At 62.9% G+C, this 23,924-nt stretch carries 26 protein-coding genes and 1 pseudogene; 20 read left to right on the top strand and 7 right to left on the bottom strand.

All coding sequences use genetic code 11. From position 1 onward, the window contains the following. Positions 1-68: 68 nt before the first annotated feature. On the top strand, positions 69-4,361 hold the full coding sequence (locus ET21_RS0108315) for a strawberry notch-like NTP hydrolase domain-containing protein (protein WP_030539303.1): 4,293 nt from the start codon (positions 69-71) through the stop codon (positions 4,359-4,361). 66 nt (positions 4,362-4,427) lie between these two features. On the opposite strand, the gene ET21_RS0108310 is transcribed toward ET21_RS0108315, so the two are convergent. After that, complete coding sequence (locus tag ET21_RS0108310) at positions 4,428-5,390, bottom strand: MucR family transcriptional regulator (protein ID WP_037470509.1); 963 nt, start codon at positions 5,388-5,390, stop codon at positions 4,428-4,430. 164 nt (positions 5,391-5,554) lie between these two features. On the opposite strand from ET21_RS0108310, the gene ET21_RS0108305 reads away from it, so the two are divergent. From ET21_RS0108305 to ET21_RS0108295, 3 genes are read left to right on the top strand one after another with little or no spacing between them, the layout of a single operon-like run. Continuing rightward, positions 5,555-6,058: a hypothetical protein gene (locus tag ET21_RS0108305; RefSeq protein ID WP_030539301.1), complete on the top strand. Its 504-nt coding sequence runs from the start codon at positions 5,555-5,557 to the stop codon at positions 6,056-6,058. Continuing rightward, the gene (locus ET21_RS0108300) at positions 6,055-6,654 is read left to right on the top strand and encodes a hypothetical protein (protein ID WP_030539300.1); all 600 of its coding nucleotides are present in this window, start codon (positions 6,055-6,057) and stop codon (positions 6,652-6,654) included. The genes ET21_RS0108305 and ET21_RS0108300 overlap by 4 nt, the downstream gene beginning before the upstream one ends. 51 nt (positions 6,655-6,705) lie before the next feature. After that, complete coding sequence (locus tag ET21_RS0108295; RefSeq protein ID WP_030539299.1) at positions 6,706-7,410, top strand: hypothetical protein; 705 nt, start codon at positions 6,706-6,708, stop codon at positions 7,408-7,410. A 227-nt stretch (positions 7,411-7,637) separates the two neighbouring features. Here ET21_RS0108295 and ET21_RS0108290 read toward each other — a convergent pair whose 3' ends face one another. Continuing rightward, the gene (locus tag ET21_RS0108290; protein WP_030539298.1) at positions 7,638-8,540 is read right to left on the bottom strand and encodes an SDR family oxidoreductase; all 903 of its coding nucleotides are present in this window, start codon (positions 8,538-8,540) and stop codon (positions 7,638-7,640) included. A gap of 96 nt (positions 8,541-8,636) precedes the next feature. Between ET21_RS0108290 and ET21_RS0108285 the strand changes: the two genes are divergently transcribed. The 5 genes from ET21_RS0108285 (at position 8,637) to ET21_RS0108260 (ending at position 12,962) form a co-directional block, all read left to right on the top strand. Continuing rightward, complete coding sequence (locus ET21_RS0108285) at positions 8,637-9,473, top strand: helix-turn-helix transcriptional regulator (protein WP_030539297.1); 837 nt, start codon at positions 8,637-8,639, stop codon at positions 9,471-9,473. Between the two features lie 547 nt (positions 9,474-10,020). Then, positions 10,021-11,217, top strand: coding sequence for a hypothetical protein (locus ET21_RS0108275; protein WP_030539296.1), 1,197 nt, complete (start codon positions 10,021-10,023; stop codon positions 11,215-11,217). A gap of 11 nt (positions 11,218-11,228) precedes the next feature. Then, complete coding sequence (locus tag ET21_RS28170; protein WP_051768067.1) at positions 11,229-11,846, top strand: hypothetical protein; 618 nt, start codon at positions 11,229-11,231, stop codon at positions 11,844-11,846. 101 nt (positions 11,847-11,947) lie between these two features. After that, positions 11,948-12,154, top strand: coding sequence for a hypothetical protein (locus ET21_RS0108265; protein WP_030539294.1), 207 nt, complete (start codon positions 11,948-11,950; stop codon positions 12,152-12,154). Between the two features lie 436 nt (positions 12,155-12,590). Next, a complete protein-coding gene (locus ET21_RS0108260; protein ID WP_030539293.1) occupies positions 12,591-12,962 on the top strand; it encodes a nuclear transport factor 2 family protein in 372 nt (123 codons plus the stop codon). Positions 12,963-13,047: 85 nt separating this feature from the next. Here ET21_RS0108260 and ET21_RS27600 read toward each other — a convergent pair whose 3' ends face one another. Both ET21_RS27600 and ET21_RS28450 read right to left on the bottom strand, forming a co-directional pair. After that, positions 13,048-13,143, bottom strand: coding sequence for a DUF736 family protein (locus ET21_RS27600; protein ID WP_237751519.1), 96 nt, complete (start codon positions 13,141-13,143; stop codon positions 13,048-13,050). Positions 13,144-13,195: 52 nt separating this feature from the next. Continuing rightward, a pseudogene (locus tag ET21_RS28450) lies at positions 13,196-13,323 on the bottom strand (IS110 family transposase); the annotation flags it as partial. Positions 13,324-13,524: 201 nt separating this feature from the next. On the opposite strand from ET21_RS28450, the gene ET21_RS0108250 reads away from it, so the two are divergent. The 11 genes from ET21_RS0108250 to ET21_RS25710 all read left to right on the top strand — a co-directional run bounded on the left by ET21_RS0108250 (position 13,525) and on the right by ET21_RS25710 (position 20,664). After that, complete coding sequence (locus ET21_RS0108250; protein ID WP_030539292.1) at positions 13,525-14,019, top strand: sigma factor-like helix-turn-helix DNA-binding protein; 495 nt, start codon at positions 13,525-13,527, stop codon at positions 14,017-14,019. A gap of 53 nt (positions 14,020-14,072) precedes the next feature. Next, a complete protein-coding gene (locus ET21_RS0108245) occupies positions 14,073-14,759 on the top strand; it encodes a hypothetical protein (RefSeq protein WP_030539291.1) in 687 nt (228 codons plus the stop codon). A gap of 10 nt (positions 14,760-14,769) precedes the next feature. Further along, positions 14,770-15,282 (top strand): hypothetical protein, encoded by a 513-nt coding sequence (locus tag ET21_RS0108240; RefSeq protein ID WP_237751518.1) that lies wholly within the window; start codon positions 14,770-14,772, stop codon positions 15,280-15,282. 45 nt (positions 15,283-15,327) lie between these two features. Continuing rightward, the gene (locus ET21_RS25715) at positions 15,328-16,566 is read left to right on the top strand and encodes a phosphoadenosine phosphosulfate reductase family protein (RefSeq protein ID WP_237751517.1); all 1,239 of its coding nucleotides are present in this window, start codon (positions 15,328-15,330) and stop codon (positions 16,564-16,566) included. 3 nt (positions 16,567-16,569) lie between these two features. Further along, a complete protein-coding gene (locus ET21_RS0108230; RefSeq protein WP_030539289.1) occupies positions 16,570-17,031 on the top strand; it encodes a hypothetical protein in 462 nt (153 codons plus the stop codon). 17 nt (positions 17,032-17,048) lie between these two features. Further along, positions 17,049-17,369 (top strand): hypothetical protein, encoded by a 321-nt coding sequence (locus ET21_RS0108225; RefSeq protein WP_030539288.1) that lies wholly within the window; start codon positions 17,049-17,051, stop codon positions 17,367-17,369. A 49-nt stretch (positions 17,370-17,418) separates the two neighbouring features. After that, the gene (locus ET21_RS0108220) at positions 17,419-19,086 is read left to right on the top strand and encodes an ATP-binding protein (RefSeq protein ID WP_030539287.1); all 1,668 of its coding nucleotides are present in this window, start codon (positions 17,419-17,421) and stop codon (positions 19,084-19,086) included. Between the two features lie 46 nt (positions 19,087-19,132). Next, on the top strand, positions 19,133-19,477 hold the full coding sequence (locus ET21_RS0108215; RefSeq protein WP_051768066.1) for a hypothetical protein: 345 nt from the start codon (positions 19,133-19,135) through the stop codon (positions 19,475-19,477). After that, on the top strand, positions 19,474-19,680 hold the full coding sequence (locus ET21_RS0108210; protein ID WP_030539285.1) for a hypothetical protein: 207 nt from the start codon (positions 19,474-19,476) through the stop codon (positions 19,678-19,680). Before ET21_RS0108215 ends, ET21_RS0108210 begins: the two co-directional genes overlap by 4 nt. A 51-nt stretch (positions 19,681-19,731) precedes the next feature. Then, positions 19,732-20,088 carry a hypothetical protein gene (locus ET21_RS0108205; protein ID WP_030539284.1) on the top strand — a complete coding sequence of 119 codons (357 nt, stop codon included), beginning with the start codon at positions 19,732-19,734 and terminating at the stop codon, positions 20,086-20,088. A gap of 138 nt (positions 20,089-20,226) precedes the next feature. After that, positions 20,227-20,664 (top strand): hypothetical protein, encoded by a 438-nt coding sequence (locus ET21_RS25710; protein WP_051768065.1) that lies wholly within the window; start codon positions 20,227-20,229, stop codon positions 20,662-20,664. An 89-nt stretch (positions 20,665-20,753) separates the two neighbouring features. Here the strand turns inward: ET21_RS25710 and ET21_RS0108195 are convergent, their stop codons facing one another. The 3 genes from ET21_RS0108195 to ET21_RS0108185 are packed head-to-tail and all read right to left on the bottom strand — an operon-like array spanning position 20,754 to position 23,918. Beyond that, positions 20,754-21,683, bottom strand: a complete 930-nt coding sequence (locus ET21_RS0108195) for a TIR domain-containing protein (protein WP_030539282.1) — start codon at positions 21,681-21,683, stop codon at positions 20,754-20,756. After that, positions 21,680-22,243 carry a Mov34/MPN/PAD-1 family protein gene (locus ET21_RS26510; protein WP_081856638.1) on the bottom strand — a complete coding sequence of 188 codons (564 nt, stop codon included), beginning with the start codon at positions 22,241-22,243 and terminating at the stop codon, positions 21,680-21,682. Before ET21_RS26510 ends, ET21_RS0108195 begins: the two co-directional genes overlap by 4 nt. Then, entirely contained in the window at positions 22,221-23,918 is a 1,698-nt protein-coding gene (locus tag ET21_RS0108185; RefSeq protein WP_162180692.1) for an E2/E1-associated domain-containing protein, read from the bottom strand. Before ET21_RS0108185 ends, ET21_RS26510 begins: the two co-directional genes overlap by 23 nt. Positions 23,919-23,924: the final 6 nt, after the last annotated feature.

The following is a 23,924-nucleotide window of genomic DNA, read 5'->3' as shown; positions in this document are numbered from 1 at the left end:
AGACCGGGAGGGAAGGGGGAGGAGGAGTGGTGGGCCGCGATGGTCCTGATCCAATCCGGAGTTCTGTCATGTCTGTTCCCCTGCTCGCGCTCGCGCATCCCGACGAGCCCGAAATTTCCAAGACCACCCGCCTGTTCGACGTCGCTACCGGGCTCGCGGGCCTGCTCCGACTTGGTCACGCCATTCGGCGCCAGGACCTCAGGCGCCTGATGGAGGAAACCTTTAGCGCCTCCGACGCGACGGGCAGCTGGTCGATGCGCGACGCCTATGACGCGCTCGAAGCCGCACAGGTCATCCTCCTCAAATCGTCGGACGGCTGGACAGGCGTCGATCTGGTCGGCGCTGATTCGTTCGCCTCGCTGCGCGGTTTCGAACGCGCACTTCCCACCCATAGCTATCGCAGTGAGCATCAGGTCGAGATGCAGCAGTTCAGCACACCGATCTCGCTCGCCTGGCTCGCCGCGCAGGCCGCGCGCATCCGCCCGGACGATCAGGTGCTCGAGCCCTCTGCCGGCACAGGCATGTTGGCTGCCCATGCCGTTCGGGTCGGCGCCGTGCTGACCCTCAACGAGCGCGATCCCGATCGTGCTGCGCTGCTCGGCAAACTGCTGGGTTTGCCTGTCACGACCCACGACGCCGAATTCATCAACGACCAGCTACCTGCCGGCCAGTCGCCAAGCGTTGTGCTGATGAACCCGCCCTTCAGCCGGAGCGAAGGTCGGGGCAGGGACCGTTTCGCAGGCGCCCGTCATCTCCGTTCCGCGCTGCTGCGTTTGGCACCGGGCGGGCGCTGCGTCGCGATCATGCCGCCCAGCTTCGCAGCGGACGGCACCGCCGCCACCGGCTATGCAATGGTCTGCGAAACCGTGAACCCACGTGTCGAAATCACCATCCTCGGCCACCCCTATGCCAAGCATGGCACAAGCATCGCCGTCCGGCTGATCGTCTTCGACAAAGGCTGGGCAGGGCCTACGGAACGCCTGTCCGCCCAATCCATCGAAGAGGCCGAAGCCCTGGTCGCTGCCGTGCCGCCACGCCTTGTCGTTCCCGAACCGGAACCACCCGCGCCGGCCGTCATTCCGTTGCGTCCGCGTCGTGCCATGATGTCGTCGCCGTCCACGATCTTCGGTGGCATCCAGAAGCGCGCGCTGGTTGCGCCCGATCGTATCGCGGCGGATGGGAGCGCCAGACCCATCGACTATGCGATCCGCGCCACGCCGCTGCCAGCAGGCGATCCTGTCGGGCATTACGCGCCCTGGCGGCCCGCACGGATCGAGATCCCTGACGCCCGGCCCCACCCGGACCAACTGGTGGAGTCGGTCGCCATGGCGTCCGTGCTGCCGCCCGCACCCAGCTATCGCCCGATGTTCCAGCCGCAGGCTTTCGCTGCCCTGTCCGATGCCCAGCTCGAGGCCATCATCCATGCAGGCGAAGCCTGCGAACGCGATCTCAAGGGCACCTTCTCGCCCAACAAAGCGGGTGACCAACTTCACGAGGATCCGGAAGGCGCGGTTTACAGGACCGGCTTCTTCATCGCTGACGGAACCGGTGTCGGCAAAGGTCGTGAGGGTGCGGGCATCATCCTCGATCAATGGAACCGCGGCCGCCGCCGGGCGATCTGGATTTCGCGCAGTTCAGCGTTGATCGAGGACGCAAGGCGGGACTGGAGCGCGCTGGGCGGCGTGCCGATCGACATCCAGCCGCTCGATGCGTTTCCCCTCGGTGAACCGGTCGGCATGGCGAGCGGGATCGTCTTTCTCACCTATGCGACGCTCCGCTCCCAGCGCCATGACCGCGCATCGCGTCTGCAGCAATTGCTCGATTGGGCCGGGCCCGACTTCGACGGCGTCATTCTGCTCGACGAATCGCATGCGCTCGGTAACGCGGCCGGCACCGAGACCGAGTTTGGAGCGGCCAAGGGGTCCGAACAGGGCCTTGCCGGCGTCCGGCTGCAGATCGCGCTGCCGCGTGCCCGGGTCATCTACGTGTCCGCGACCGGCGCGACCAAGCCGGAAAATCTGAGCTATACTGCGCGGCTCGGCCTATGGGGGCCAGGCACCGCTTTCCGGGACAGAGACGCTTTCCTCGCCGCGATGGAGGACGGCGGTATCGCGGCGATGGAGATCGTGGCGCGCGATACTAAGGCCATGGGCCTCTACACGGCGCGCGCGCTCAGTTTTGCCGGCGTCGAATATGACCCGCTCGAGCATAAGCTGACATCCGCCCAGATCGAGATTTACGACGCCTATGCCGACGCCTGGGCCGTGATTCATCGCAATGTCGATGCCGCGTTGAAAGCCGCCAATATCATCGATCGCGCCTCGGGTCGGACCCTGAACGCGATGGCGAGGGGATCGGCGCTCAGCCGGTTCGAAAGCTCCAAGCAGCGCTTCTGGTCGGCATTGCTGATCTCGATGAAGATGCCGACGGTCTTCGAGGCGATCGAAACCGAAATCTCGGCCGGCAATGTCGCCGTCGTCCAACTCGTCAGCACCGCCGAGGCTATCCTCGACAGGCGGCTTGCCGAACTCTCGCCTGAAGAACGCGCGCATCTTGATCTGGAGCTCTCGCCGCGAGCGACCATGATCGACTACCTCAAAAACGCCTTCCCGACCCAGCAGATGCGCGTTTTCTCCACCAGCGACGGATCGCTTCGATCGGAACCAATGCGCGACGAAGCAGGCAATATGGTCGAGTGCGCCGAAGCTATCGCAACGCGCGATGCGCTGATCGAGGAACTCTGCGCCATGCCTCCGGTTCCGGCCGCACTCGATGCGCTGCTCGCGCATTTCGGGACGGCACAAGTCGCCGAGGTAACGGGCCGATCGCGCCGCATCGTCATCGGCAGCGACGGTGCCCAAAAACTCGAACGGCGCGGCGCACGCGCCAATCTCTCTGAGACCCAGGCGTTCATGGACGGGATCAAACCCATCCTGGTCTTCTCCGACGCAGGCGGCACGGGCCGTTCCTATCACGCCGATCTCGCCTGCAGGACGGCCGACAAGCGTCGTGTTCATTTCCTGCTGGAACCGGGCTGGCGCGCCGATATCGCAATCCAGGGCCTGGGGCGCACCCATCGCACCAATCAGAGCACGCCGCCGGTATTCCGGCCGGTTACGACCGACTGCAAGGGCGAACGGCGCTTCATCTCGACCATCGCACGGCGTCTCGACAGCCTGGGCGCACTGACACGCGGCCAGCGCCAGACAGGCGGCCAGAACCTCTTCGATCCGGCGGATAATCTGGAAAGCGACTATGCCCGGGAAGCGCTCACCCAATGGTATCATCTTCTCCATGGCAACAAGCTCTCGAGCGTGACCATGGAGAACTTCCAAGCCATGACCGGTCTCAAGCTCACTGACGATGACGGCACGCTTCTCGAAAAGCTGCCGCCGATCCAACGTTGGCTCAATCGCATCCTCGCGCTCAGGATCGCGACCCAGAACGCAATTTTCGACGAATATATGGGGCTCATCCAGGCGCGCATCGATGCAGCACGCGAGGCAGGCACGCTTGACGTCGGGGTCGAGACCATCCGAGCAGAGCAGATCATCGTCCGATCCGAACAGACGCTACGCACCGATCCGGTGACCGGTGCCGAAACCAGATTGCTGCGGCTCGAGCTCCATCTGCGCCCGCGCGTCATGCACTGGAACCGGTTGATGCAGATCTGGGACGGCACCCGCGAAATCGCTTATCTCTGGAACAGCAGGTCCAAGCGCGTCGCTCTAAAGGTGCCGTCCTGGTCGATTACCGACGAGGAAGGACGCATCGTGCCCATGTGCCAGCTTGTTCGTCCGACCGGCGGGACCCGCATGCAGGAAATAGCCATGTGGGCCAGCCTCTGGAAAGAGATCGACCGTGACGAATTCCAGAAGCTCTGGGAAGCCGAAGCGAGCGAGGCGGAGGCCAAGGTCGATATCGAGACCGTCAACGTCGCGACCGGACTCCTCCTGCCGGTTTGGCACCGACTTCCTCAGGATGATGTCCGCGTCTGGCGGATCGATGATGGGCAGGGGATTTCGATCATAGGCCGCCTGATCCCGCCGGCGGCAATGGCGGAACTGCAATCAGCCTTCGGTCTCGACGGCACAGTCGAACTGACCGCTGCCGAACTTGGCGCCGCGGCCCAGAAGGGGACGGGGGTTGCGATCCCAGGCCTGGGCGGCGCGACGTTGACAACCGCGCTCGTCAACGGCTCGCGCCGACTTGAAATCCGCAATTACCGGCCGGAGGACCGCGAGCGACTGAAGGTCCACGGTGTGTTCAGCGAGGTCATTCAGTACAAGACCCGACTGTTCATTCCGCTCGACCGGTCGAACGAGATCATCGAGGCGATCCTCTCGATGACGCGGATCTGACCCATCCGGAGTCTGCTCGACCCTTGAAAAGCGGTCCGGGAACTTTGCGCGCCCGGACCGCATCGATCAACTTGCCGCGAGCGTGTTTTCCGGCGCGGGTTCAGCCGATGGAGCCGCCTCAGCGTCTGTCTTTTTCGCCCGAATGCGCTTCGGCTTCGGTGCCGCATCCGCGCCCGCGACGGAAGCCTTTGCGGCAACGCCCTTGGTGACCTTGCGCTTGGGTTTTACCGCTACGGACTTCGATTTGGCATCGAGAGCCTTGGGCGAGGGACCTTCAGGCGCGGGCTCTGCTGGGGGCGTCTCAGCAACGGCAGGGTTGGGCGTCTCGGAAACCGGGGATGCAGGCGCGTCCGCGGCGACCAGCGCAGGAGCGGCCTTACGCTTAGGCTTCTTGGCCGCCGGCTTCGGTTTCACGTCGACAGTCTTGGTTCGCGGGCGACGTGTCGACGCGGCCTTTGCCGGGGGTGTCTCAGCAACGACAGGCTCGGGCGTGTCGGTAACCGGGGGTGAAGGCATTTCCTCGGCAACAGCCGAAGGAGAGTTCTTGCGCTTGCCGCCGAGGCCCAGCTTCAGTGCGACTTCTCTTCGGGCCGCCGAATATCCTCGCGCGACGATAGGATAGTCCGCCGGAAGGCCATAGCGGCCACGATATTCCGCAGGCGTCAATCCATGCGCTGACAGATGTCGTTTGAGCGCCTTGTAGGGCTTGCCATCGATCAGGCTTAGTATGTGATCCGGTGATGCCAGACTTTCGTCAATGGAGACCTTCGGCTTATGATCCGGAGCGGCGGCCGGCGTCTCCGGTACAATCTCTTCGGCCGCCGGGGCGGCGACTGGCTTCTCCGGAGCAACCTCTTCACTTGCTGGAGCGCCAACTGTCGTTGCGACAGGTGCGTCGCCCAGCAGCGCCCTCCGCGTCCCTTCCACCAGCGCTGGCAATTCGGCGCTCGGCACGGTGTTGTTCGCGAAATATGCGCTGAGCAACGTCACGGTCAAAGACATGACGCCCGAATCTTCGGTCTCGGCCATGTAACATCCTTCTTCTTGCTGGGAACACGGGTCTTGAACCAGGCGCAGTTGCGCAAGTGTAAACGAACTCGTGCCTCCATTCGGCCGTCAAGTCAAAGGGAGGGGAGGAGAGCGGCTGTGGGTGGCGCGGCAATTGGGCTGCCCACAATCTTCATGGAGCACCCATGGCCGACCACTTTATCCAGGGCTCATTCGCCTTCACCTGCTCGATCGCCGAAGCCGCGCTGATCGAAGAGGCATGGCAGCTTGCCGCCGATCTTGCGGGGGATTTCGAACCCGCACCCATCAGCGACGAATTGCTGGCAGTTTTTCCGCCGACCATCGGCGATAAACAGCTGAGCGGCTTTACCGCGATCTTTGACGATGCAAACTTTCCCGACTTCGGTGCGGAGATCCGCGTCGTCAATTCCATCGAGGATCCCAAGATCTGCACGGTCACCATCTACAGCACGATCGACTTCCAGCCGTGGCCGATCGCCGGACTGATCCAGCGTTGCTGCCAACCAACGCTGGCTGTTGCTCCGGTCGGGTTCGACTGGAGTTTCACCTGCTCCAAACCCTATCTCGACAGTTTCGGCGGAGGATGGTGCGCGGTTTTCCCGGGCCGGATCGAAATTGAGTTCACTCGGGAAGCGCTCTCAAAAGCGCTTGAAGGTGGACTATCATGAGCCGCCGCAGTCATTGGGATGACAATCCCGACTATCCTGTCGACGACTGGAAAACCGAGGTTGCGAACGACGATACTCGTCTTGGTTATCTCGACTGGGTTGAGTCTCGGTCGGAATTGATCGCCTCCGAGGATAGCCCGCGCACGACCGACTTTTCACAGCGTCGTGACGCCGTTCGCATCCGTGCAACCGATCGACTTGGCAATATCGCCTATATCCATCGCGAAGCGAACCGCCCGATGCGCTGCACGCTGGCGAATGGCGTATCCGCCGCGCTCTTCTACGCCGGCATCACGGTCGATGAAATGACGTGCCGCTTCGCGCTCGATGATTGCGAAACAGCCGACCAGGCGCTTGCGATTGTTCGGCGCTATGGGTCGCTCGACTATGGCTATTGCCACGCCGGGCCGCCACCGGGCTGGGATAGTTCACCAGCGACCCCGCCCGCAATCCATCTGCTCGCGGCTCTGCTTGGCGAGATCGACCGACTGGCGACCATCGTACCTGAAGTCGTGGGTCAGATCGACGAGGACGCCGTGAGGCGTGCCCGCGCCGTCATTGCGATGGAATTGCCCCCAAGGTCCCGCGAGACCTGACTACAGCCGGCTACCACGCTGGCCGCCACACCATCACCACGGAGAAAGACCATGACCAACGTTTCGACGCCGGGCGCGTCCGCGCGCCTGTACAGCCAGACCCCCTTCGATGAGAGGGGCAATTTCCATTATGAGGGCGACCTCTATCGAACCGGCGACAATCTCGCGACGCTCGCCACGCGCATCGAAGCTCACCTCAGGACCAAATTTCCCGACACCCGCTTCGCCATCAAGACCGAAAAGTTTGCACGCGGCCGCAAGATCATAGCGGAGATCCTCGACACACCAGCAGACCTTGCCGAGCGTGATGCACAGAACGCCTTCTTCGTCGCGGTGCGCGACCAGATGGAGCGCTTCGGCTCCACCCGATCCAACCTGCTACAGGATTTCCATACCTGCTCCTTCTACTGCGAGGCACGGATCGGGCAGGCTTATTGGGCGGCGCTGGCCTGCCGCCGGGGAGCGAAGAACCCGGTCGAAGCCAAAATCTCGCTTGCGGCGTTCAAAAAGCAGGTCAGGGCTGGTGACAGATTGAAGCTGGTCGATGCCCCAGCCAGACATCGTTCGCTCGGGATGACAAGGGTAATCACCCAGGTGCGCTCAGGAGATCTGATTCTCGAAGGCCGCACCTATTTAAGCTTTCCGCGCGCCGCTGCCTTTGCGTGCGACGGGAAGCTCCTGCGAATCTCGATTGGTTCGGAATACGAGCCCGACGCGCACCTTCTTTACGAATGGCAGCGCAGGCAGGGCGCCTGAACGAGACCTCATGCGGGCTCCCGCCCATAACCCGCATAGTCGTGGGAAGGGGCCTTAACGCAGCCAAATGCAGACGCCGTTGAACGAGGCGAACAACGACGCGCGTAAACCTTTGATCGTCGGCAGCCCGTAAGGGCACGCTTTGAACATCGTGAAGAAAGACCCGAAGGCAGTCCACGACGTGGGTCTCTTCAGCGATCGGCAAGCCGATACGGGGTGCCGGCCGATCAGGTCTCGGAAGGCGCTGAATAGTCCATCGCGCCAAGGTCGGCGAGTAGCTCAGGACCCGTCGGAGTCCACCCTAGCCGTGCGACCGTCCAGGCGTTCGAAGCAGTCATGTCGAGCCCTGCAAATGGTGCCATCCAGCCGAAATACCGATCCACTTCGCCGGTCCCGATCGAGCGTAGCGGGAGTCCACAGCCCTTTGCAATCGTCTCAGCAATGGCGCGTATCGTTACGCCTTCCTCGGCGGACGCATTGTATCGTGCGCCCGGCTCGCCCTTTTCCAGTGCCAGGATGTAAAGCTTCGCGACATCGCTCACGTGCGCTGCTGACCAGCGCGTCTGTCCCTCGCCAACATAGGCCGCCGCTCCAGAACGACGCGCCTCGGCTATCAGCGGGGTAATCAGCCCGGCTTTGGTGGCGTCGTGGACCTGAGGCAACCGGACGGTGCGCACATCGATCCGTCGCGCGATCAGCGCAGCGCCGGCCAGCTCGGTCGCGATACGTGGATTGGCGTGGCGTGGGTTAAGCACGTCTTCAGTCGCTGCGCCGCCGTTTAGCGGCGTGCCGATACCGACTCCCGAGGTGATCAGAAGCGGCTTTTGGGTTCCCTCTAGCGACTCTCCCATCGCCGCGATGTTGCGTTCGTCCTTTTTCGTATTCTCGAAAAAAGTCTCAAAATTGTGATCGAACGCGCAGTGAATAACCGCGTCCGCCGCCGCCGCCCCGCGGGCGAGCGTTTCGGGCCGTTCGAGGTCGCCGCGAAGCACTTCAGCGCCAGCCTCTTCGAGCTGACTGGCACCGGCCTCGGAGCGAGTAAGGCCAAGCACTTGATGTCCCCGGTCGAGGAGCTGGGGAATGATGTGGGAGCCGATGAAGCCGGTAGCGCCGGTTAGGAACACACGCATGCAAATCTCCTTCTTGCAGCTGCGCCATATCGCCACCAGATTGAACCTGTTAAAGTAGTGTCTTTATCATGGTATGATTCTCAACAGGATTGATACATGGCCAAAGATGCGTCGAACTTGCTGGGAAGCTATCTTCGTGATCGTCGCACCCGCCTTGATCCGGTAGCTTTCGGTTTGGCCGGCGGCAGGCGGCGTACCCCTGGGCTTCGCCGCGAGGAGGTCGCAAGCCGCGCAAATATCAGCCCGACATGGTATACTTGGCTGGAGCAGGGCCGTGGCGGTGCGCCATCGCCCGAGGTACTTGACCGCATCGCAAAGGGCCTGATGCTGACCGAGCCGGAGCGGGAACATCTCTATATGCTCGGTCTCGGACGCCCTCCCGAACCACGCTATCAACCGGTCGACGGTATTTCGCCCCGATTGCAGCGCGTGTTGGACGGCATGGTGCTGAGCCCGGCGATCATCAAGACCGCGATGTGGGACGTACTCGGGTGGAACCGAGCCGCGGCAGCACTGCTCACCGATTACGCTCAGCTGCCGCGCGATCAGCGCAACATCCTGCGACTTATGTTCACGGGTGGGAAGGGCCGCACCCGGAATGAGGATTGGGACAGTGTTGCGCGCTTCGTCGTCGGCGCGTTCAGAGCCGACCTGGCTAGGGTGCGTGCGCATGAGAGCGCCGAGGCTACAAAGCTCGTCGACGAACTGCGCCGGATTAGCCCGGAGTTCGACTCGCTTTGGCAGGACAACGACGTCGAGGCTCATAGTGAGGGAGTGAAGCGGATCCGCCACCCAGAGGCAGGTCTCGTAGCGCTGGAATTCTCATCCTTCGTAGTCGAGGGCAGACCAGAACTTGGAATGGTCGTCTACAACCCGGCGTCTGAAGCGGATGCCGAGAAAGTTCGTGGGCTCGTGACCACCAGAGGAGAATAGGCTTCACTGCTCAAATCGGAGGTCAAGAAGTCAACCCGCGTTGCCAGTCCACCGTATGGTCTCCGGTCACAGGCAGCGGATGACCGAGGCCACCAGATCGCGGTGCTTGCCAACGAGACCCGAATGTCCGCGCAGGTTTCAATCAAAACATCAAGGCGCGCTGCAGCGAGGCCGTCGGCGCTCTTGGCGATAGCGCACATACTTGAGATACCTGAACCATCGATCGAACCACTGCGCCGGTAAGGGCTTCCAAGAACAACCGAGCCCGACCGAGCTCCCGGTGTCAGGCGAAGTCCTCGGCTCCGTCCAGCCGCAGCAGGTTGATCCGAGTTCGCAGATGGTCCGCCAGCCCCTCGCCGACCATCGACGGGTCAGCAACGCTTCTTTCGATTCCGCGATGCAAGGAACCTCCCAAGATGTGCGGCCGAGCTTTCGACCGCACATCTCAGCGCAGCCTGACTTCCGGCCGCCCCCAAGTGGAGGGAAGGGGGTGGGGAATGGTTGGCGGTCCGAAACGGATCGGGCCGTTCCAACCAGGAGATGTCCCATGGCAACGCTTGCCCAACATATCGACGCGCCCCAGGTCTTAGGCGCCTACAAGGTCGACATATCCCGCGGTCGCAACATCGGACGGGTCTCGTCCGAATGGTTTTCGCGCCCCGACGACGAAAAATTCCTCTCCCTCGACGACCTCTATGAGAGCGTTCGCCGTCGCGCTGACCGCGCACGCACACGCGTCGTCGAAAGCCGCGACGTCCGCGTCGAGGCTAGCATGGACAATGCCGAGCGCCTCAGCCTCATCGTTCCTGGCGAAGCAGAGCCGATCGCGCCCACCAACTGGTCGTTCGGTCAGCTCTCCAGCCTGGTCGGGGCTCCGGCTTCCTATCTGCGCAACCTTCCTGCAGCGCTCGCCGGAATAAACCTCCAGCACGGCCTCCTGAGCCATCGCGGTGAGCAGGTGAAGCTCCTCCAGACCCATGAAGGTCGCGCCGAATTGCGGGCTGTCACCGGACCCGATTACGGACGGATCTGGGACCATGAACTGGTCGCAGCCGTGATGAAGATAGCGGGCAACGGTGTTTCCGATACGCGCTGGAAGGTTCCGGGCGTGCTCGACTGGCGGTCGATGCGCTATAACCCCTATGTCGACGTTACGCGCGAGACGACGACACTCTATGCGTCGGATCGCGACGTTTTTCTGTTCCTGGTCGATGACACGCATCCGATCGAAGCGGGGAAATTGCCGAATGGCGACCCCGATCTCTTCTTCCGCGGCTTCTACTGCTGGAACTCGGAGGTCGGCTCCAAGACATTGGGAATTGCGACTTTTTATCTGCGCGCCGTGTGCATGAATCGCAATTTGTGGGGCGTCGAAAATTTCGAGGAGATCTCGATCCGCCATTCGAAATTCGCCGCCAACCGCTTCGCCCATGAAGCGGCGCCCGCGCTCGAGAGCTTCGCCGACTCTTCCGCGCTAAGCTTCATCGAAGGCATCAAGGCGGCGCGCGGTCGCATCGTCGCACGGTCCGACGAGGATCGCGACTCCTTCCTGCGAAAGAACGGCTTCTCCAAGACCGACACTGCGAAGATCATCCAGTCGGTGATCGCCGAAGAAGGCCATCCGCCCGCCAGCCTGTTCGATTTCGTGCAGGGCATCACCGCACACGCCCGCGCCAAATCCAACCAGGACACGCGGCTCGAAATCGAGGGCAAGGCGCGCAAGCTCTTCGCCAAGGCCAACTGAGGAGGGGCGCCGTGCCGAGCTTCACGATCGAAAGCACCTACCGGCTGCCGGTATTCCGGCATCGGACCTATGAGGCGGCCACCCCCGAAGATGCCTGCCGGCTCGCCATCGCGGACGAGGATTGGACCGGTCAGAAGGAGGACTATGAGAATAGCGGAGCTACTTACCTGACCGGTATCTGGCCCGGTGTGGATAGCGCCTATACCGCCCCCGCGCTGGCACTGCCGCCCGGTTTCGGTGAGGGAGGATATCCGCCACCGGCGACCGGAACGGAATCGGTGACGCCGATAGCGGGTTCGCTCATGCCGCGCTGTCGCCATTGCGGCAGTGCGGACATCTGCCGGGACGCGAACGCCATATGGGACGAGACCGCGCAAGCATGGTCATTGCTCTCGACCTATGACAGCCAGACCTGCGAGCGTTGCGGCGCGGATAGCAACGATCTCGCCCTCTGGGTCCCGGTCGCCGAGGCCGGCTCGGCTACCGCTTTCCTGTGGGAAGTGATCCAGGTGCTGGAAACCACCTCCCTTGCCTGGGAGGCAGACTTTCAGCGCTTTTGCGACGAGAGCCATGGCCAGCTGACGGCTGATGAAGCCGCCGCCCGATGGCGCAGCGCTGCGGGCGCCTGATCACCTGATCCTGCCACCGGGCCGACCTTCAATACCCGCTCACCTCAAGGCGGCTTCGACCCAGGTCGGAGCCGCCCTTTTCACATCGAAAGGATCCGATCATGCACGCTTCTTCCCAAATCGAACAGCGCTCCTTCACCGTCGAGATCGAATTCTCCAGTGGCGGAGAGGCTTATGCTACCGAGACCTACACGGTCGAAGCGACCGACTGGTATCGCGCCCGGCGCGATGCGCTCGAGATGTCAGTCTCCAGTCCCTACGACAACGCGCGCATCCCCGATCTCACGCGTCGCGTAGTCGCGCAATAAACGACCGGCTTTCTCCTGCCGCCAATCATGGGTTGGCGGGGGGGGGGCGCGCGCGCCCGCAACCGGAGCTGCCGCTCATGATCACCACCAGAAGCCAACGCTGGCGCGATCGGCCTCGCCCCTCGGTGCCAGGCGCTCCGTAAATCAACCCGAGGCGTTTCGCTGTCGATATCATCGACACCTTCAAGCAGGCCGCCCTTTTGTGCGCCAGCATCATTATACCGCCTCACATGAGGAAGCTTCGGTCAAGGAGCGAACCAGGACGGCGAACATCGGCAGTGCCACGTGGCCCAACTGACGATTGCATCAATCGGATAGTCTGGCAGTATTGCGGGAGGGATTCTCCAGGCGGCAGGCAACAGTGTTCAGGACGATCGGAATATCACTTGCTCTTTTAGCGTCTCCGGCTTTTGCCCAGGCCCTACCAGGGGTCAGGGTGCCCGCCGAGATCGGAGCGGCCTATGGCCGACTGGGCAAAGCTATGATGTCGCACGACGCTGACGGGGTGAAGGCGGTGTGGGCCGAGGACTTTGTCGTCAACTCACCCAACAATGAAGTCCTGACCCGCGATCAGGTGATCGCCGTAATGGAGAACGACTTCCTCGACTATAAAGACTTCCACAAACATGTCACCTTCGTCGGCGAGAAGCCGGAGATCACGGTGATCATGGGGTACGACACCATGGTGCCGATGAAAGGGCCGGGCGCAGGAAAACAGGTGACGCGGCCCTTCACGGACGTTTGGGCCAAGCGCGGCGGGACATGGCTTCTGATCGCGCGGCAAGCAACGATTGCAGTTGCGAATTAAGTTTATCCGTTTCTCGCTCACCGTCAGAACGATCTGTCGAGCATAGGAGCCGGCGCTCCGCGCTCGGGCGGAGCGCTCTCCGGTGTCATCGCGAGCAGATGAGCTTGTGTTCGCCCCGGTCGCCCTGGATCAGGGTAGCGTAGATCGGCGCCGGGAACGACGGATCGTCGAACTTGATCACGCTCGCAATCGACCACGACGAATTGATCGATGATCTGCTCAAGGCGCCCGATCAATATTTTCCGCTTCATATGGTCCGGGAGCGGCCGCGGTCGCTAGTCACCAGCGTCTTGAGAACTTCGCGCCGATCCCGGCGAAGCGGCAAGAAGGCCGTAATGCCCTGTGAAAACAGAAGGCCCTTTCCCGCTCACCAAAGCGGCGCGGATCACGGCACGGGCGGTACCAAGTCTGTCCTATCCCGTTCTTGATCGCACCACGCCCGCCGGCGACGTGACGGCGCTTCCGCGGCTTGCCCACGCCGCCTGAGCCAAGCGGTCGCAGCTGGAGGGAAGGGGGCAGGAATGGGGGCCGGTCAGGAACCGGCTTACCGGAGAACCACGCCATGCCCGATCTTGACGCCCGCGCCCTCCTTGTCGAGGCGCTTGATTTCCTCAACGGCCATCCCTGCTTCAGCCTACGCCGCGACCGGCGCCGCACAAGCTACCAGCTCGCCGCGCGGATCGACGCCTTCCTCGCGCCGGACAAGACTGTTCTGCCTATCGTGGCTGCCGCCCGCGAACGCTGGCCTAACGCACATATCCTACGGATCGACCCTGCCGAACAGACCGTACAGCGCGATGGCGACGGCTATTGGGTCCGGGCATGGGTGCGCGTGGATGCGGCCGGACTTGCCGACGTCGGCGCTGCGCCGAACAACCGATACGCCCACGCTGTCTCCGCACTGCCGGAGATCACCCGACAGGTTCTCCTGGCAGATTTCCTCGGCGATGAGGATTTCACCGCGATCGCGGCCCGTCTCGGCATCACCACGCAGGAGGTCGAGCAGCATATCGCCGACGCACTCGCCGCCATCGCCCAATCGCTCGATCGGGCCTGATTCCACGCTCCGGCTCCCCTCCGCGCACCCGTCACATCCCCACGGAGACAACCATGACCCATATGACAAGGCACGATTTCGCGCGCCTGCTGGCCCGCGCCCGCATTGCGATCGCCGACGCCAGCCCGGCAGACCATATCCTCTGCGACGAACTGGCGCAGGCCGAACGGCTCATGGAAAATCATGCCGTTCCCTGGTCGGCCGACATCCACGCTGCGTTCATCGACCATCGTCATGGAGGGGACCTCTACGCCGCCTTAACCCGCGAGGCGTTGATGGCGGAGGTCGCCTCATTCTGCCGCGAATGGTGGCCAGAGATCCGCGACAGGCGTGATCCCTCGACGCTCTCCGACGAAGAGGCCGCTTCGATCTATTTCGACGCGCACGAAGAGGAATATCTCTGGACAGAGCGCATCTCAATCGAACCACCAGCGGTGGACCCATTGCATGCACTGCGTGTCGGTCGCCATCTCGTGATCAGCACCAGCCATATCCGTCCCGCCACCGCGGACCTTCTCGACCAATGGGCGCCGATGATCCCGGAATCGCGCCCGCTGGGTGTCGCTGAGGCCGGCTATGGTTGGTTCGTCCTCACCGACCCGCTCGATGGCCTCGAACGTGCGATGGTTCCGAACGAGCTTTGGACCGCCGTCGAGTTCGCGCGTGCACAGGGCTGCCGTTGGCTTCTTCTCGACCGTGACGCGGATTGCGTCGACGGTCTGGAGACGTTCGAGTGGTGAGGGCGCTGCCATGACCCGCCGCTCCTCCAGGGCCGAGGTTCGCAATCCGGTCCTCGGTCTTCCGGCCGCGCGCCTCATCCAGGCTATGCCGGCAGACACCCGCGCCTTGCTCTCCGTGCTGCTACTCGACCTTGCTGCCGAGGCGTGTCACCGTTCGCGATCGAGCTGGGAGAGGCGCAAGGTGTTTGTCGCTGCTTACTGGGCTACCGTTGCCGTCTATGCCGGACATATCGCCCGGGTCCTTGGCGGGACGCGGCAACGGAGTGCTTCGCGCAAGCCCTTCCGCATCGAGCAAAAAGGCTATGCCGAGCTTGCCGCAGCGAATTGGGCGGAAGCCTCAAACCTCTATTGCGAGCGCCGCGACCGATCGGGTCTGGGCGCCAGCATGTACCCCGAGGCGCTGCTGCTGATCGCCGACACGCCTGTGGGGCGAATTAGCTATAACGGCCGAATCTGGCTGCCCGGCGACTGGGAGCCCGGCACGGAACCCCTCTACGACAACAGGTCGCCTGCCGGCCACTGACAGGCGCGCAGTCGCGCCGATCCACCGCACCTGAGGAGACACCGCATGAGCCCAGCTCTTGCGCGCGGCTTGCTTGCCGCGCCTGATGATCCTTTGCCTGCGATCGACGATAGGGTCATAGCCGCCGCGCGGCGCGGTGCCTGGTTCGCCTTCAATCTTTCGGGCGGCAAGGATTCCACCGCTTCGGCCCACGCCGCGATTGCGCTGCTCGACGCCTTGGGTCATCCCCGCGATCGCCGGATCGCGATCCACGCGGACCTCGGCCGGGCGGAATGGCGGTCGACCCCGGCTATGGTTGCAGCGATCGCTGACAGGCTGGGGAAACCCCTGCTGGTTGTCAGCCGATCGGCAGGCGACATGGTGTCGCGCTGGGAGCAACGCTTCCTCTCCGGCAAACGTCGTTACGAGGCGCTTGAGACCTATAATCTCATCGGCCCATGGTCATCGGCATCGCTGCGCTTCTGCACGTCCGAACTGAAGGTCCAGGTGATCGGCCCCGAACTGGCGCGCCGCTACCGGGGCGAGACTGTCGTTTCGGTCATCGGCCTGCGCCGCGACGAAAGCCCGAGCCGGCGCTCGACCCCGGTCTCCCGTGTCGACGAACGCTTCGCAAAGCCCGGCAATGCCGCCAGCACGTGCATGCTCAGTTGGCATCCAGCAGTCGACTGGAGTGCTGACGACGTCTTCGGGATTCACGCGCGCCACGGACTCCCGCTGCACGAAGCCTATGTGCGATACCGCACGACCCGTCTGTCCTGCGCTTTCTGCGTGCTTGCATCCGCGCACGATCTGGTCGCCTCCACCGAAGCTCCCGGCAATCTCCATCTCTACCGCCATCTCGTGGCGATCGAGGCCGCTTCAACCTTCTCCTTCCAGCCCCAGCGATGGCTCGCCGATGTCGCGCCTCGATTGCTGCCGGCCGCTCTTCTTCGCGACATCGGTCGCGCCAAATTGCGAGCCCATGAGCGCCGGACGCTCGAAGCGGAAATGCCCCCGGAATTGCGGTTCGTGAAGGGCTGGCCACCACGTATGCCGAGCCTGGCCGAGGCCGCGCTGATCGCGAAAGCCCGCGCGCCATCCTCGCCCATCATGGCCTCGCCGACCATTTTTCCAACGCTACCGCGGTCCAGGCGCGGTTCGCGGACCTGCTCGCCGCGCAGGCCGAACGGTCCCGCTAGCGAGCCGGAGGGGAGGACTTCTCTTGAAGGTGCGTCGGGCGAATTTCGCCCGCGCGTCTCCTTGCTGCCGAACGCGCAGCCCCTGTCTCCACAATCGAAGGAATAGCCAATGGACGTCATCGTCTCTCGGTCCCGCATCCCGGGCGCGGCCTCGACCTATCACTATCGCGCCCTCGTGCCGCTGGCCGAAGTGGCGCTCCAGCGGCGCCCGCGCTGCGTCGTCATCCAGGCCCACATCGGCAATGGACGGGTGCCCTCGACCCGGATCGCCGACGTCGTAGCACCCGCCGCCTGGTATGAGCGTGAGCTGGCCACCCCCTTGGGCCTCGCGGCGCGGCTCAACCTGGTCGCGCGGCGAATCGAAGCGCTCATCATCCGCACCGTCTTTCCCGAGATGACCGCCCGGCTGACCCCACTGACGCTCGCCCTGGAGTCCGATCCCGGCGAGGCCAGCTACCGTGTCGCCGTCGCCGACCTGAACGCAGCGTTCGACCGGATCGCGCCCGAAATCGACACCCTGATGGCAGCCGATCTCGGCCTCTACCAGGGCTGCGACCTTCGCGCCGCCTGACATCGAAAGGCTCCGTCATGACTCACTATTCTCAAGCCAGCCTCGAGACCGCCGCCTGCCTCTGGGAGGCGGTCCTGGCCTTGCGCGCCATGCCGATCACCGATCCCGACGCGATAGGCCTCGCTCTCGCGATCGACAAGACCTTCGATGCGCTCGGCACTGCTGCACTGCGGCTGACGGTCGTTGGCTGGACCGACATCGTCGAGGCTGCCTGGCGCGAGGTCGCCAACGACTATCCGCTCTGCTTCGACTGGGATTTCGTGCCTGCCTGGATCATCGACCACATCGACTGGTCCGATCCATTCCACCCCGCCGTAATCCAAAGGGGAGGGGGATGAGGGGTTGTGCGGCGGGGAATTGGTCTCCGCCAGACAGGAGCCCCATCCCATGTCCTTTCCCGCCACCATCCGGCCCGAGGTCGGCCAGCCGCTCATCACCAAGGTTTCGCGCCTGTTCAATGGCACGATCGGAGATGTGCTGCTGGAGCTTTTCCAGAATGCCCGCCGTGCCGGTGCGCGCGCGATCCATGTCGCGATTTACAATCTCCCCGCCGGCACCGCGCTGTCCATCTATGACGACGGCTGCGGCATCGACGATCCCGCCAACCTCCTGACCCTCGGCACATCGGGCTGGCAGCACGATATCCGCGCCCGTGAGGATCCGGCCGGCATGGGCCTGTTCAGCCTCGCCGGTCGGGATGTTCGTGTCCGGTCCTGGTCTCGAGCCGCTGACCGGGGGTGGGAGGTCGATATTCCGGCTGACGGCTGGGAAGGGGCTGTGCCGCTCGCGATCAGGTCGTCCGGGATCGTGCGCGGCACCGAAATCCAGATCATGCTGCCGTCCGCCTGGGAGGAGCAACTTTCGTCGGCACTGCGCCTTGCTTCGCGATATTTTCCACTCCCGGTTCATTTCGAGGGCAAGCAGCTCCCGTGCGAGGATTTTCTCGCGGGTGCGGGACATATTGAGGAATGGGAAGGCTGCCGCATCGGCATCTTCCACGACGGCACGACCGAGGCGGTCCACACGCCCCGAATCAATTTCCGCGGCGTGACGGTTGCCTCCCGGCTTCCCACCCTGAGCGAAATCGAGACTCCCCATAACTGGCGCGTGCGGGTCGATATCGTCGACGCGCCGGCGCTTCAGCTTGTTCTCCCCGCGCGCAAGGAAATGGTCGAGAACGAGGCGCTGTCCCGGCTCAGGGAAGCGGCCGAAGTCGCGCTTTACCGCGCCATCGGCCGCGAGAAATCTCATCGGCTCTCCTACGAGGCCTGGGCGCGTGCGCGCGACCTTGGGATTGCTCTTCCCGAAGCCGACCGCTGGCTCAATGCCTGGACGCCGAACATTGCCGACACGTCCAACCGATACCAGGGCGCAGCCATTCGATCGGGTCCGATGATCATCATGTCCGACCACGAACCCGACATCGAGCAAACGCTTGCCCGCGCACTTGCGAAGGAAACACCGCTCAGCGGTCCCCTGGTTCACGAGAACCGCGATTTCGAGGGCTATCGCTGGTATGACGAATTGCCGCGTCTCCTGTCCTGCAGCTTCGCCGTGCAGCGCGATGGCGTCCTTCATCGCTATGCCGACGATATCGCTCTGCCCGACGATTTTGAGTCCGGACCGGTCGAGGATATCTCCGCAGAAATCCTTCTGCGGTCCGGCGGCCCGTCGCCGGCCGAGCCCACCACATACCGCGTGCCCACGGACATGCTTGTCTGCAGCAATGCCTGCTGGACGCTCGACGAGGCGACGATCCTCTTTGACGGCAAGGCCAATGTGCAGCCCTATGCCCTTGCCGACCTGATGCATGCCAGCTTGTTCTGTTATTCCGACGATCACGGGCACGATAGCTGGGACACGCAATCGCTCGCGTTCGAGCATGAAGCCCGAAATCTCGCCAACCTGTTGCTGCTGGGTGAGGACGAGGCCCTTCTCGCCCAATTGCGCGATGCGGTCTTCGAGCACGTCCAGTGGCTCATTCCCGACAACCGCAGCCTGACCATCTCCGGCGACAGGAAGACGCTCTCGCTTTCGCTGGATCAAGCGGCCTGAGCCTGTCGCTCCAGCCGTAACCAAACCATCGCGAAGGAGATCCCTCATGCGCCATGCCACGCTCTTTGTCTGCTCGACCGCTCATTTGCCTGTCGCCGAGCGTCGTCACATCGATCACCTCATCGCCGTCGCGCCACGCGGGCCGGACGGACGTGTCGAGGTCGGCCATCTCGATCTGGTGATCGAGCCCTATGCCTATGGCTTTTTCGTCCACACCAGCGTCGTCGGGTGCGGCGGGGAGGCGCCCGACATCAGCCAGGAGTTCTGGGCGATCCTGAGTGCGGCATTCGACAGGGATGCCTCCTGGGTCCTGTTCGACCGCGACGAACCCACCTGCTCCGAACTGCCCATCTTCGCCGACCCCGACCAGCCCGAGGAGCACCAGTCATGACGAACCTCTGCTCGACGCAACCCTGTTCGTCCAAGCGCGCGGCGCTCGCGTCCTTCGATCATGCCTATGCCGTCGCGCTCCGGATGCGGCACGAGACGGGCCGCCCCCAATTAGTGCTGCGCACCGGTGATCCGCTCCAGCCGTTTCGCGTCTCCAGCACGGGGCCACAGCACCGTCAGGCGCTGATGACGCTCGTCGCCTGATCTGGCGCCTGCACGTGCCGGCAACGGCACTCTTTAACGAGGAACAACCACATGAACGATGGAATATTGCGTCAGTCCGCAAACGAGGTGTGCGACGCCCCACCGCCTGCCATCCAATATCTGGACCTCACCGAAGATGAGTTTGTGGACAGATTCCAGCCAGTGCCCAATCATCTCCTCGCAACGGCGGGGTTCGACTTCGGCCGGGGCGGATGCCTGTTCGAAGCCTCCGGCCCGGACCTCGAATTCATCCGCTCGCAACCTGCGGCAAATGTCTGGACGGTGATCGAGAGCGACGACGGTCTCGAGATCACCGACGGCATGCACGCCGTCAATCGACTCGGCTATCTCCTGACCGAGCAGCCATGTCCCCCCGATACGATGGTGAGCGTGCCGCTCGACTTCTAAGCGGCCACACCTCCCGACTCTGGGGCCTCGGGGGCCAATTGATCGTCGCATTCCGGCCATCCGGCCTCCGGGATCAACCCGCCAACCGTCACGGCGACGTTCCCTATGGGCTCCCGACCTCCTTCCTGGAGATCAGCCATGTACGATCCGAAGCGACCGCCGATCGCGGCGGCGAATGACGACGCTTGCCTTGCTGCGCTATCCGGCGTCCCTGTGATTGCCGCCTGGGGCATGGGCGTCGACAGCACCGCGATGATCATCGAATGGGTCGGGCGGGGACTGCCCCTGTCCGCCGTCCTTACAGCCGACACCGGGGTCGAGCGCGAGGAAACCTATGCCTTTCTGCCGATCTTCCAGCGCTGGATGGACCGGCATCATATCGAGCATCATGTCGTCCGCTATGTGCCGAAGCGTTTCAAGCACTGGCCGCCCTATTTCTCGCTCCTGGAGAACTGCCTCACCAACGCGACACTGCCGTCGATCAGCTTCGGCCGCCACAGTTGCTCGTTAGGTCCGGTCCGTACGAGTGTCTTATTAGCTTCCGGTGAAGAAGGAGCAGGCCGGACGGCGCGCTAACCCACGAAGCTGGCGCCGTCCGGCCTGCTCCTTCTTCCTTCCGGCGAAGGCTTCGGATTGTGCTCCTGAAACGCGATAGGTCATGCCTGTCACTTGTTCTCGATGAGCGAGGCGCGCACTCCTTTTTCCTCGATGATAGCGCTGATCCGATCGATCACCGGCCCAAGCGCGACGGCGCGGTCGCTAGCTTTATCCGCCGTAGCATAAGGGAGCGGCGTTAGTCCCTTGAAGTCGGATGGTAGCGTCACGTCAGTGCGCTGAGGCACCAACAATAAAGTGCGATGACGCCCGAGACGTGACATGAAGAATCCCAGCTCGAAGATAACATTGTCGCGCGGAACCGCCGAAGTTTTACCCCGGGCCGTCACCAGATCATCCGGCTCGCAGAGCGCTATGCCGAAATCGGCAATATTGACCTGTTCCTCCAGCGCTTCAATCGGATAGCCACCGGCAGGGAAGATCATATCGTCGCTCCAAATCTCGATATCCGCGTCATGAGAGAGTCCGACACGGATCGACTTCGCAATCGAGAGCGCTTCGGCTGAGCAAATCATGAAGATGCGCGGGCGAACATTGGCGCGGTTCACGAAGCGATTGCGTTGCTCGAGCCGAGACGCGAGATCCTGCGCGACTAGTCGCCACATCTCGGGATGTGCGTTGCCGACCTCGGCGAACTTCACATGGTCGACCTTCAGCGTGAGCACATTTTCCACAGCCTCGATGGTCGCGGATCGTCCGATACTCGGGTTGATCGCGGACATCTCTCCAACGGTGCAGCCTGGCTCACGCGGATAAAGCCGTACTCCGTTGATAATGATCTGGCCCCGGCCGGATAGGAGGAAGTGAACCGACCGATCATTCTCCCCTTGCTCAAGAACGTTTTGTCCGGCCGCAAACTCCGTCAGATCGCCGGAATCGGCAAAGGCTGCGGCAATTGCACGGTCACCGCGAATGATCTTCTGGCCCAGAAGCGCGTCGATCAGCACCTCGCGATCCTCAAATCGCTTCTTCAAACTCATGCCTCGCTCCTGTTCACATCGCTCGATGGCCACCAGCCAGGTCTCTTCCACCGCCATGCTATCAGGCGATTGGGAAGGGTCGGATCACAGTCCGGCCGCTCACTCACACGGATCTGGACCGGCGTCGGGGCCGAGCCCTTTGTGAACGCCATCGCTCCGAAATCGATACGCTTATGCTCGCCCAGGCGAACGATGAGCAAAACCGCAAACAAAGGTGCATTCGGCCCATCCTCAACGATCTGCTGCATCTGCGCGAAATCGACGGCGCTCGGCACCGGGAGATAGAGCGGGTGGGAGTGCCACTCGCCCAGATAGTTGAACCGCGTATAGTCCGCGCCGGTACGCCGGAAGAAGCGCTTTATGAAGCCTTTGTGCTTCTCGGGCTTGCGCACAAAGCAACTCACAGTTCCGCCTGAATGCTGAACAGATATATCGACGATTCGAAATTCTGCATCGGCGACATGCTCACCGACGAGCACCCCACCAATTTCGCGGGGTCCAGCGCGCGACAATGCTTTCTCGAATTTCGCAATTAGGTCAGGCGGGAGCGATACGATCATGACGCTCCTTGATCAATCTCTGCACGATAGCCAAGCCATTCACGTCGACGGCTTGTTCGGCTTCAGGTTCGGGCTGACCGAGGTCGATCGGAAAAGTGTGGAATGGCTGAAGGAACAGCCATTCTGCTTTTAGCCCGATCAGATAAGCCGAGACGGGAAAAGCGGAGTCCTCGGGTGACGCAAGGATATCGATGACGAAACGCGTAGCGTGTGCCGCGATCACCGCAACGTCCGCGTCGTCCGCAATCATCGGACCATCCGATGCGGCGATGCCATATCCGCCCGTCGTGCGTGGGGCGGCGACGTTTCTCTCGGCACATACAGCTTCAATCCGCGCCCGAGCCACCTGCGGCAGCGGATCGATCCCAGGCCGGGACCGGGCGATCAAGCCGCCGAAACCACCACCGAATATTTCAAGCCATACGAGCGGCTTCTTCGCCGCGGCCACGACCGAGCCGAGAAGGTTGAACACGTGTGGGTTGGCCGTGGCATCGATGATGAGGTCGCACGCCTGCAAGAGCGTCAGCGCCCCGTCGATACTCCCGCTGCTTTCCTGGCCCGCGAGCTGCTGGCGCCGGACAGTGCATTTGGTGCCTGGAGCAATCATCTCGATCCTGCGCTTCAGGCCCTCTGCCTTGTGCTCGCCGATCGCCTCCCAGTCGAGATCGTTCCGGACGAGATTTTCGGGAAGCATCACGTCGTCATCGATCAGCAGGAAATTGCGAACCCCGCTGCGCGCAAGGCTGGCCGCGATCTTGCCGCCCGCTGAGCCGCAGCCCACAAGGCCCACCGTCTTCCTCGCCAATGCCGCTCGGGAAGGATCCGACCGCATCCCGCCGCCTTCCGGCAGGCACTTGAATTCCGTGGCTGTGTTCGCCTCGTCCTTTAGCCAGAACATTCGTGCCGAACCATCTACCCAGACAAGACACAGATCGAGTATGTTGGAAAAATACCCCTCGGGATAGGCACAGCCCATGTCGGCCAACGCGGCCTTGAACGCTGATGCTGTCCACACCGCAGGGACCGTCGAACCGGCAGGCAGAACAGCGACATGTCCTGTCAGCGAAAGACTGGATTGCTTCAGGCCTTCCGGCACTACCGGGTCGCGCCACGGCGCGGCGGCTTCGTTGCCCATAGTCAAGGGTATCACAACCTGCGCCGTCGAGCGCATGAGGAAGCCCATCGGGAGCAGCTGCCCGCCGGGGATCCCGGCGAGCTTATTCGCAAGCGACCGCGTAAGCACGAAGCCAACGGCTGAGCCGCGCAGTTGCTGACCCAGGCTTTCGACATGACGCGACGGCGCGACCGGCTGCTCGCCAATCTCGTTCGGAGCCTCGTGGAGGAGCAGCCGGTGAGCGCTTTCTACCATCTGGGCTCCGGTGATATCGGGCACCCAATTATCCGGACCCCATTCGAGGCAAAGTTCGCCCCGTCCCCATTGATGGTCTGACCAGCGCTCAGGCGTCTGCGGAAGAATCGAAATCGGCGTGAACGGGAACGTTTGCGGATAGGTCAATCGTACGGGATATCGCTTGCCCACGACCTCGATCTCGGCGTCGAAGCAGAGCCGGACCTGATCGTCGAAGTACATGCCGATAACGGTGAACCAGGCCTGCCGCGTCTCGAGATCGGCCAGTGCCGCCTGTTCCGATGCCAGGCGGCCCAGTTCACCCATATACCA

It is taken from the genome of Sphingobium sp. DC-2, assembly GCF_000722555.1.
Classification (GTDB): domain Bacteria; phylum Pseudomonadota; class Alphaproteobacteria; order Sphingomonadales; family Sphingomonadaceae; genus Sphingobium; species Sphingobium quisquiliarum.
Note: the sequence above shows the minus strand (reverse complement) of the source record. Positions and strands in the feature narration are given on the sequence as shown.

Coding starts and splice junctions, on each gene's coding strand:
- ET21_RS0108295 (WP_030539299.1), top strand. CDS start 6,706: ATGACCAACGTTTCGACGCCGGGCGCGTCCGCGCGCCTGTACAGCCAG.
- ET21_RS26510 (WP_081856638.1), bottom strand. CDS start 22,243: ATGATCGTATCGCTCCCGCCTGACCTAATTGCGAAATTCGAGAAAGCA.
- ET21_RS25715 (WP_237751517.1), top strand. CDS start 15,328: ATGAGCCCAGCTCTTGCGCGCGGCTTGCTTGCCGCGCCTGATGATCCT.
- ET21_RS0108305 (WP_030539301.1), top strand. CDS start 5,555: ATGGCCGACCACTTTATCCAGGGCTCATTCGCCTTCACCTGCTCGATC.
- ET21_RS0108275 (WP_030539296.1), top strand. CDS start 10,021: ATGGCAACGCTTGCCCAACATATCGACGCGCCCCAGGTCTTAGGCGCC.
- ET21_RS0108215 (WP_051768066.1), top strand. CDS start 19,133: ATGCGCCATGCCACGCTCTTTGTCTGCTCGACCGCTCATTTGCCTGTC.
- ET21_RS0108225 (WP_030539288.1), top strand. CDS start 17,049: ATGACTCACTATTCTCAAGCCAGCCTCGAGACCGCCGCCTGCCTCTGG.
- ET21_RS0108230 (WP_030539289.1), top strand. CDS start 16,570: ATGGACGTCATCGTCTCTCGGTCCCGCATCCCGGGCGCGGCCTCGACC.
- ET21_RS0108250 (WP_030539292.1), top strand. CDS start 13,525: ATGCCCGATCTTGACGCCCGCGCCCTCCTTGTCGAGGCGCTTGATTTC.
- ET21_RS0108310 (WP_037470509.1), bottom strand. CDS start 5,390: ATGGCCGAGACCGAAGATTCGGGCGTCATGTCTTTGACCGTGACGTTG.
- ET21_RS0108185 (WP_162180692.1), bottom strand. CDS start 23,918: ATGGGTGAACTGGGCCGCCTGGCATCGGAACAGGCGGCACTGGCCGAT.
- ET21_RS0108210 (WP_030539285.1), top strand. CDS start 19,474: ATGACGAACCTCTGCTCGACGCAACCCTGTTCGTCCAAGCGCGCGGCG.
- ET21_RS25710 (WP_051768065.1), top strand. CDS start 20,227: ATGTACGATCCGAAGCGACCGCCGATCGCGGCGGCGAATGACGACGCT.
- ET21_RS0108265 (WP_030539294.1), top strand. CDS start 11,948: ATGCACGCTTCTTCCCAAATCGAACAGCGCTCCTTCACCGTCGAGATC.
- ET21_RS0108195 (WP_030539282.1), bottom strand. CDS start 21,683: ATGAGTTTGAAGAAGCGATTTGAGGATCGCGAGGTGCTGATCGACGCG.
- ET21_RS0108240 (WP_237751518.1), top strand. CDS start 14,770: ATGACCCGCCGCTCCTCCAGGGCCGAGGTTCGCAATCCGGTCCTCGGT.
- ET21_RS0108315 (WP_030539303.1), top strand. CDS start 69: ATGTCTGTTCCCCTGCTCGCGCTCGCGCATCCCGACGAGCCCGAAATT.
- ET21_RS0108205 (WP_030539284.1), top strand. CDS start 19,732: ATGAACGATGGAATATTGCGTCAGTCCGCAAACGAGGTGTGCGACGCC.
- ET21_RS0108300 (WP_030539300.1), top strand. CDS start 6,055: ATGAGCCGCCGCAGTCATTGGGATGACAATCCCGACTATCCTGTCGAC.
- ET21_RS0108290 (WP_030539298.1), bottom strand. CDS start 8,540: ATGCGTGTGTTCCTAACCGGCGCTACCGGCTTCATCGGCTCCCACATC.
- ET21_RS0108245 (WP_030539291.1), top strand. CDS start 14,073: ATGACCCATATGACAAGGCACGATTTCGCGCGCCTGCTGGCCCGCGCC.
- ET21_RS0108285 (WP_030539297.1), top strand. CDS start 8,637: ATGGCCAAAGATGCGTCGAACTTGCTGGGAAGCTATCTTCGTGATCGT.
- ET21_RS0108220 (WP_030539287.1), top strand. CDS start 17,419: ATGTCCTTTCCCGCCACCATCCGGCCCGAGGTCGGCCAGCCGCTCATC.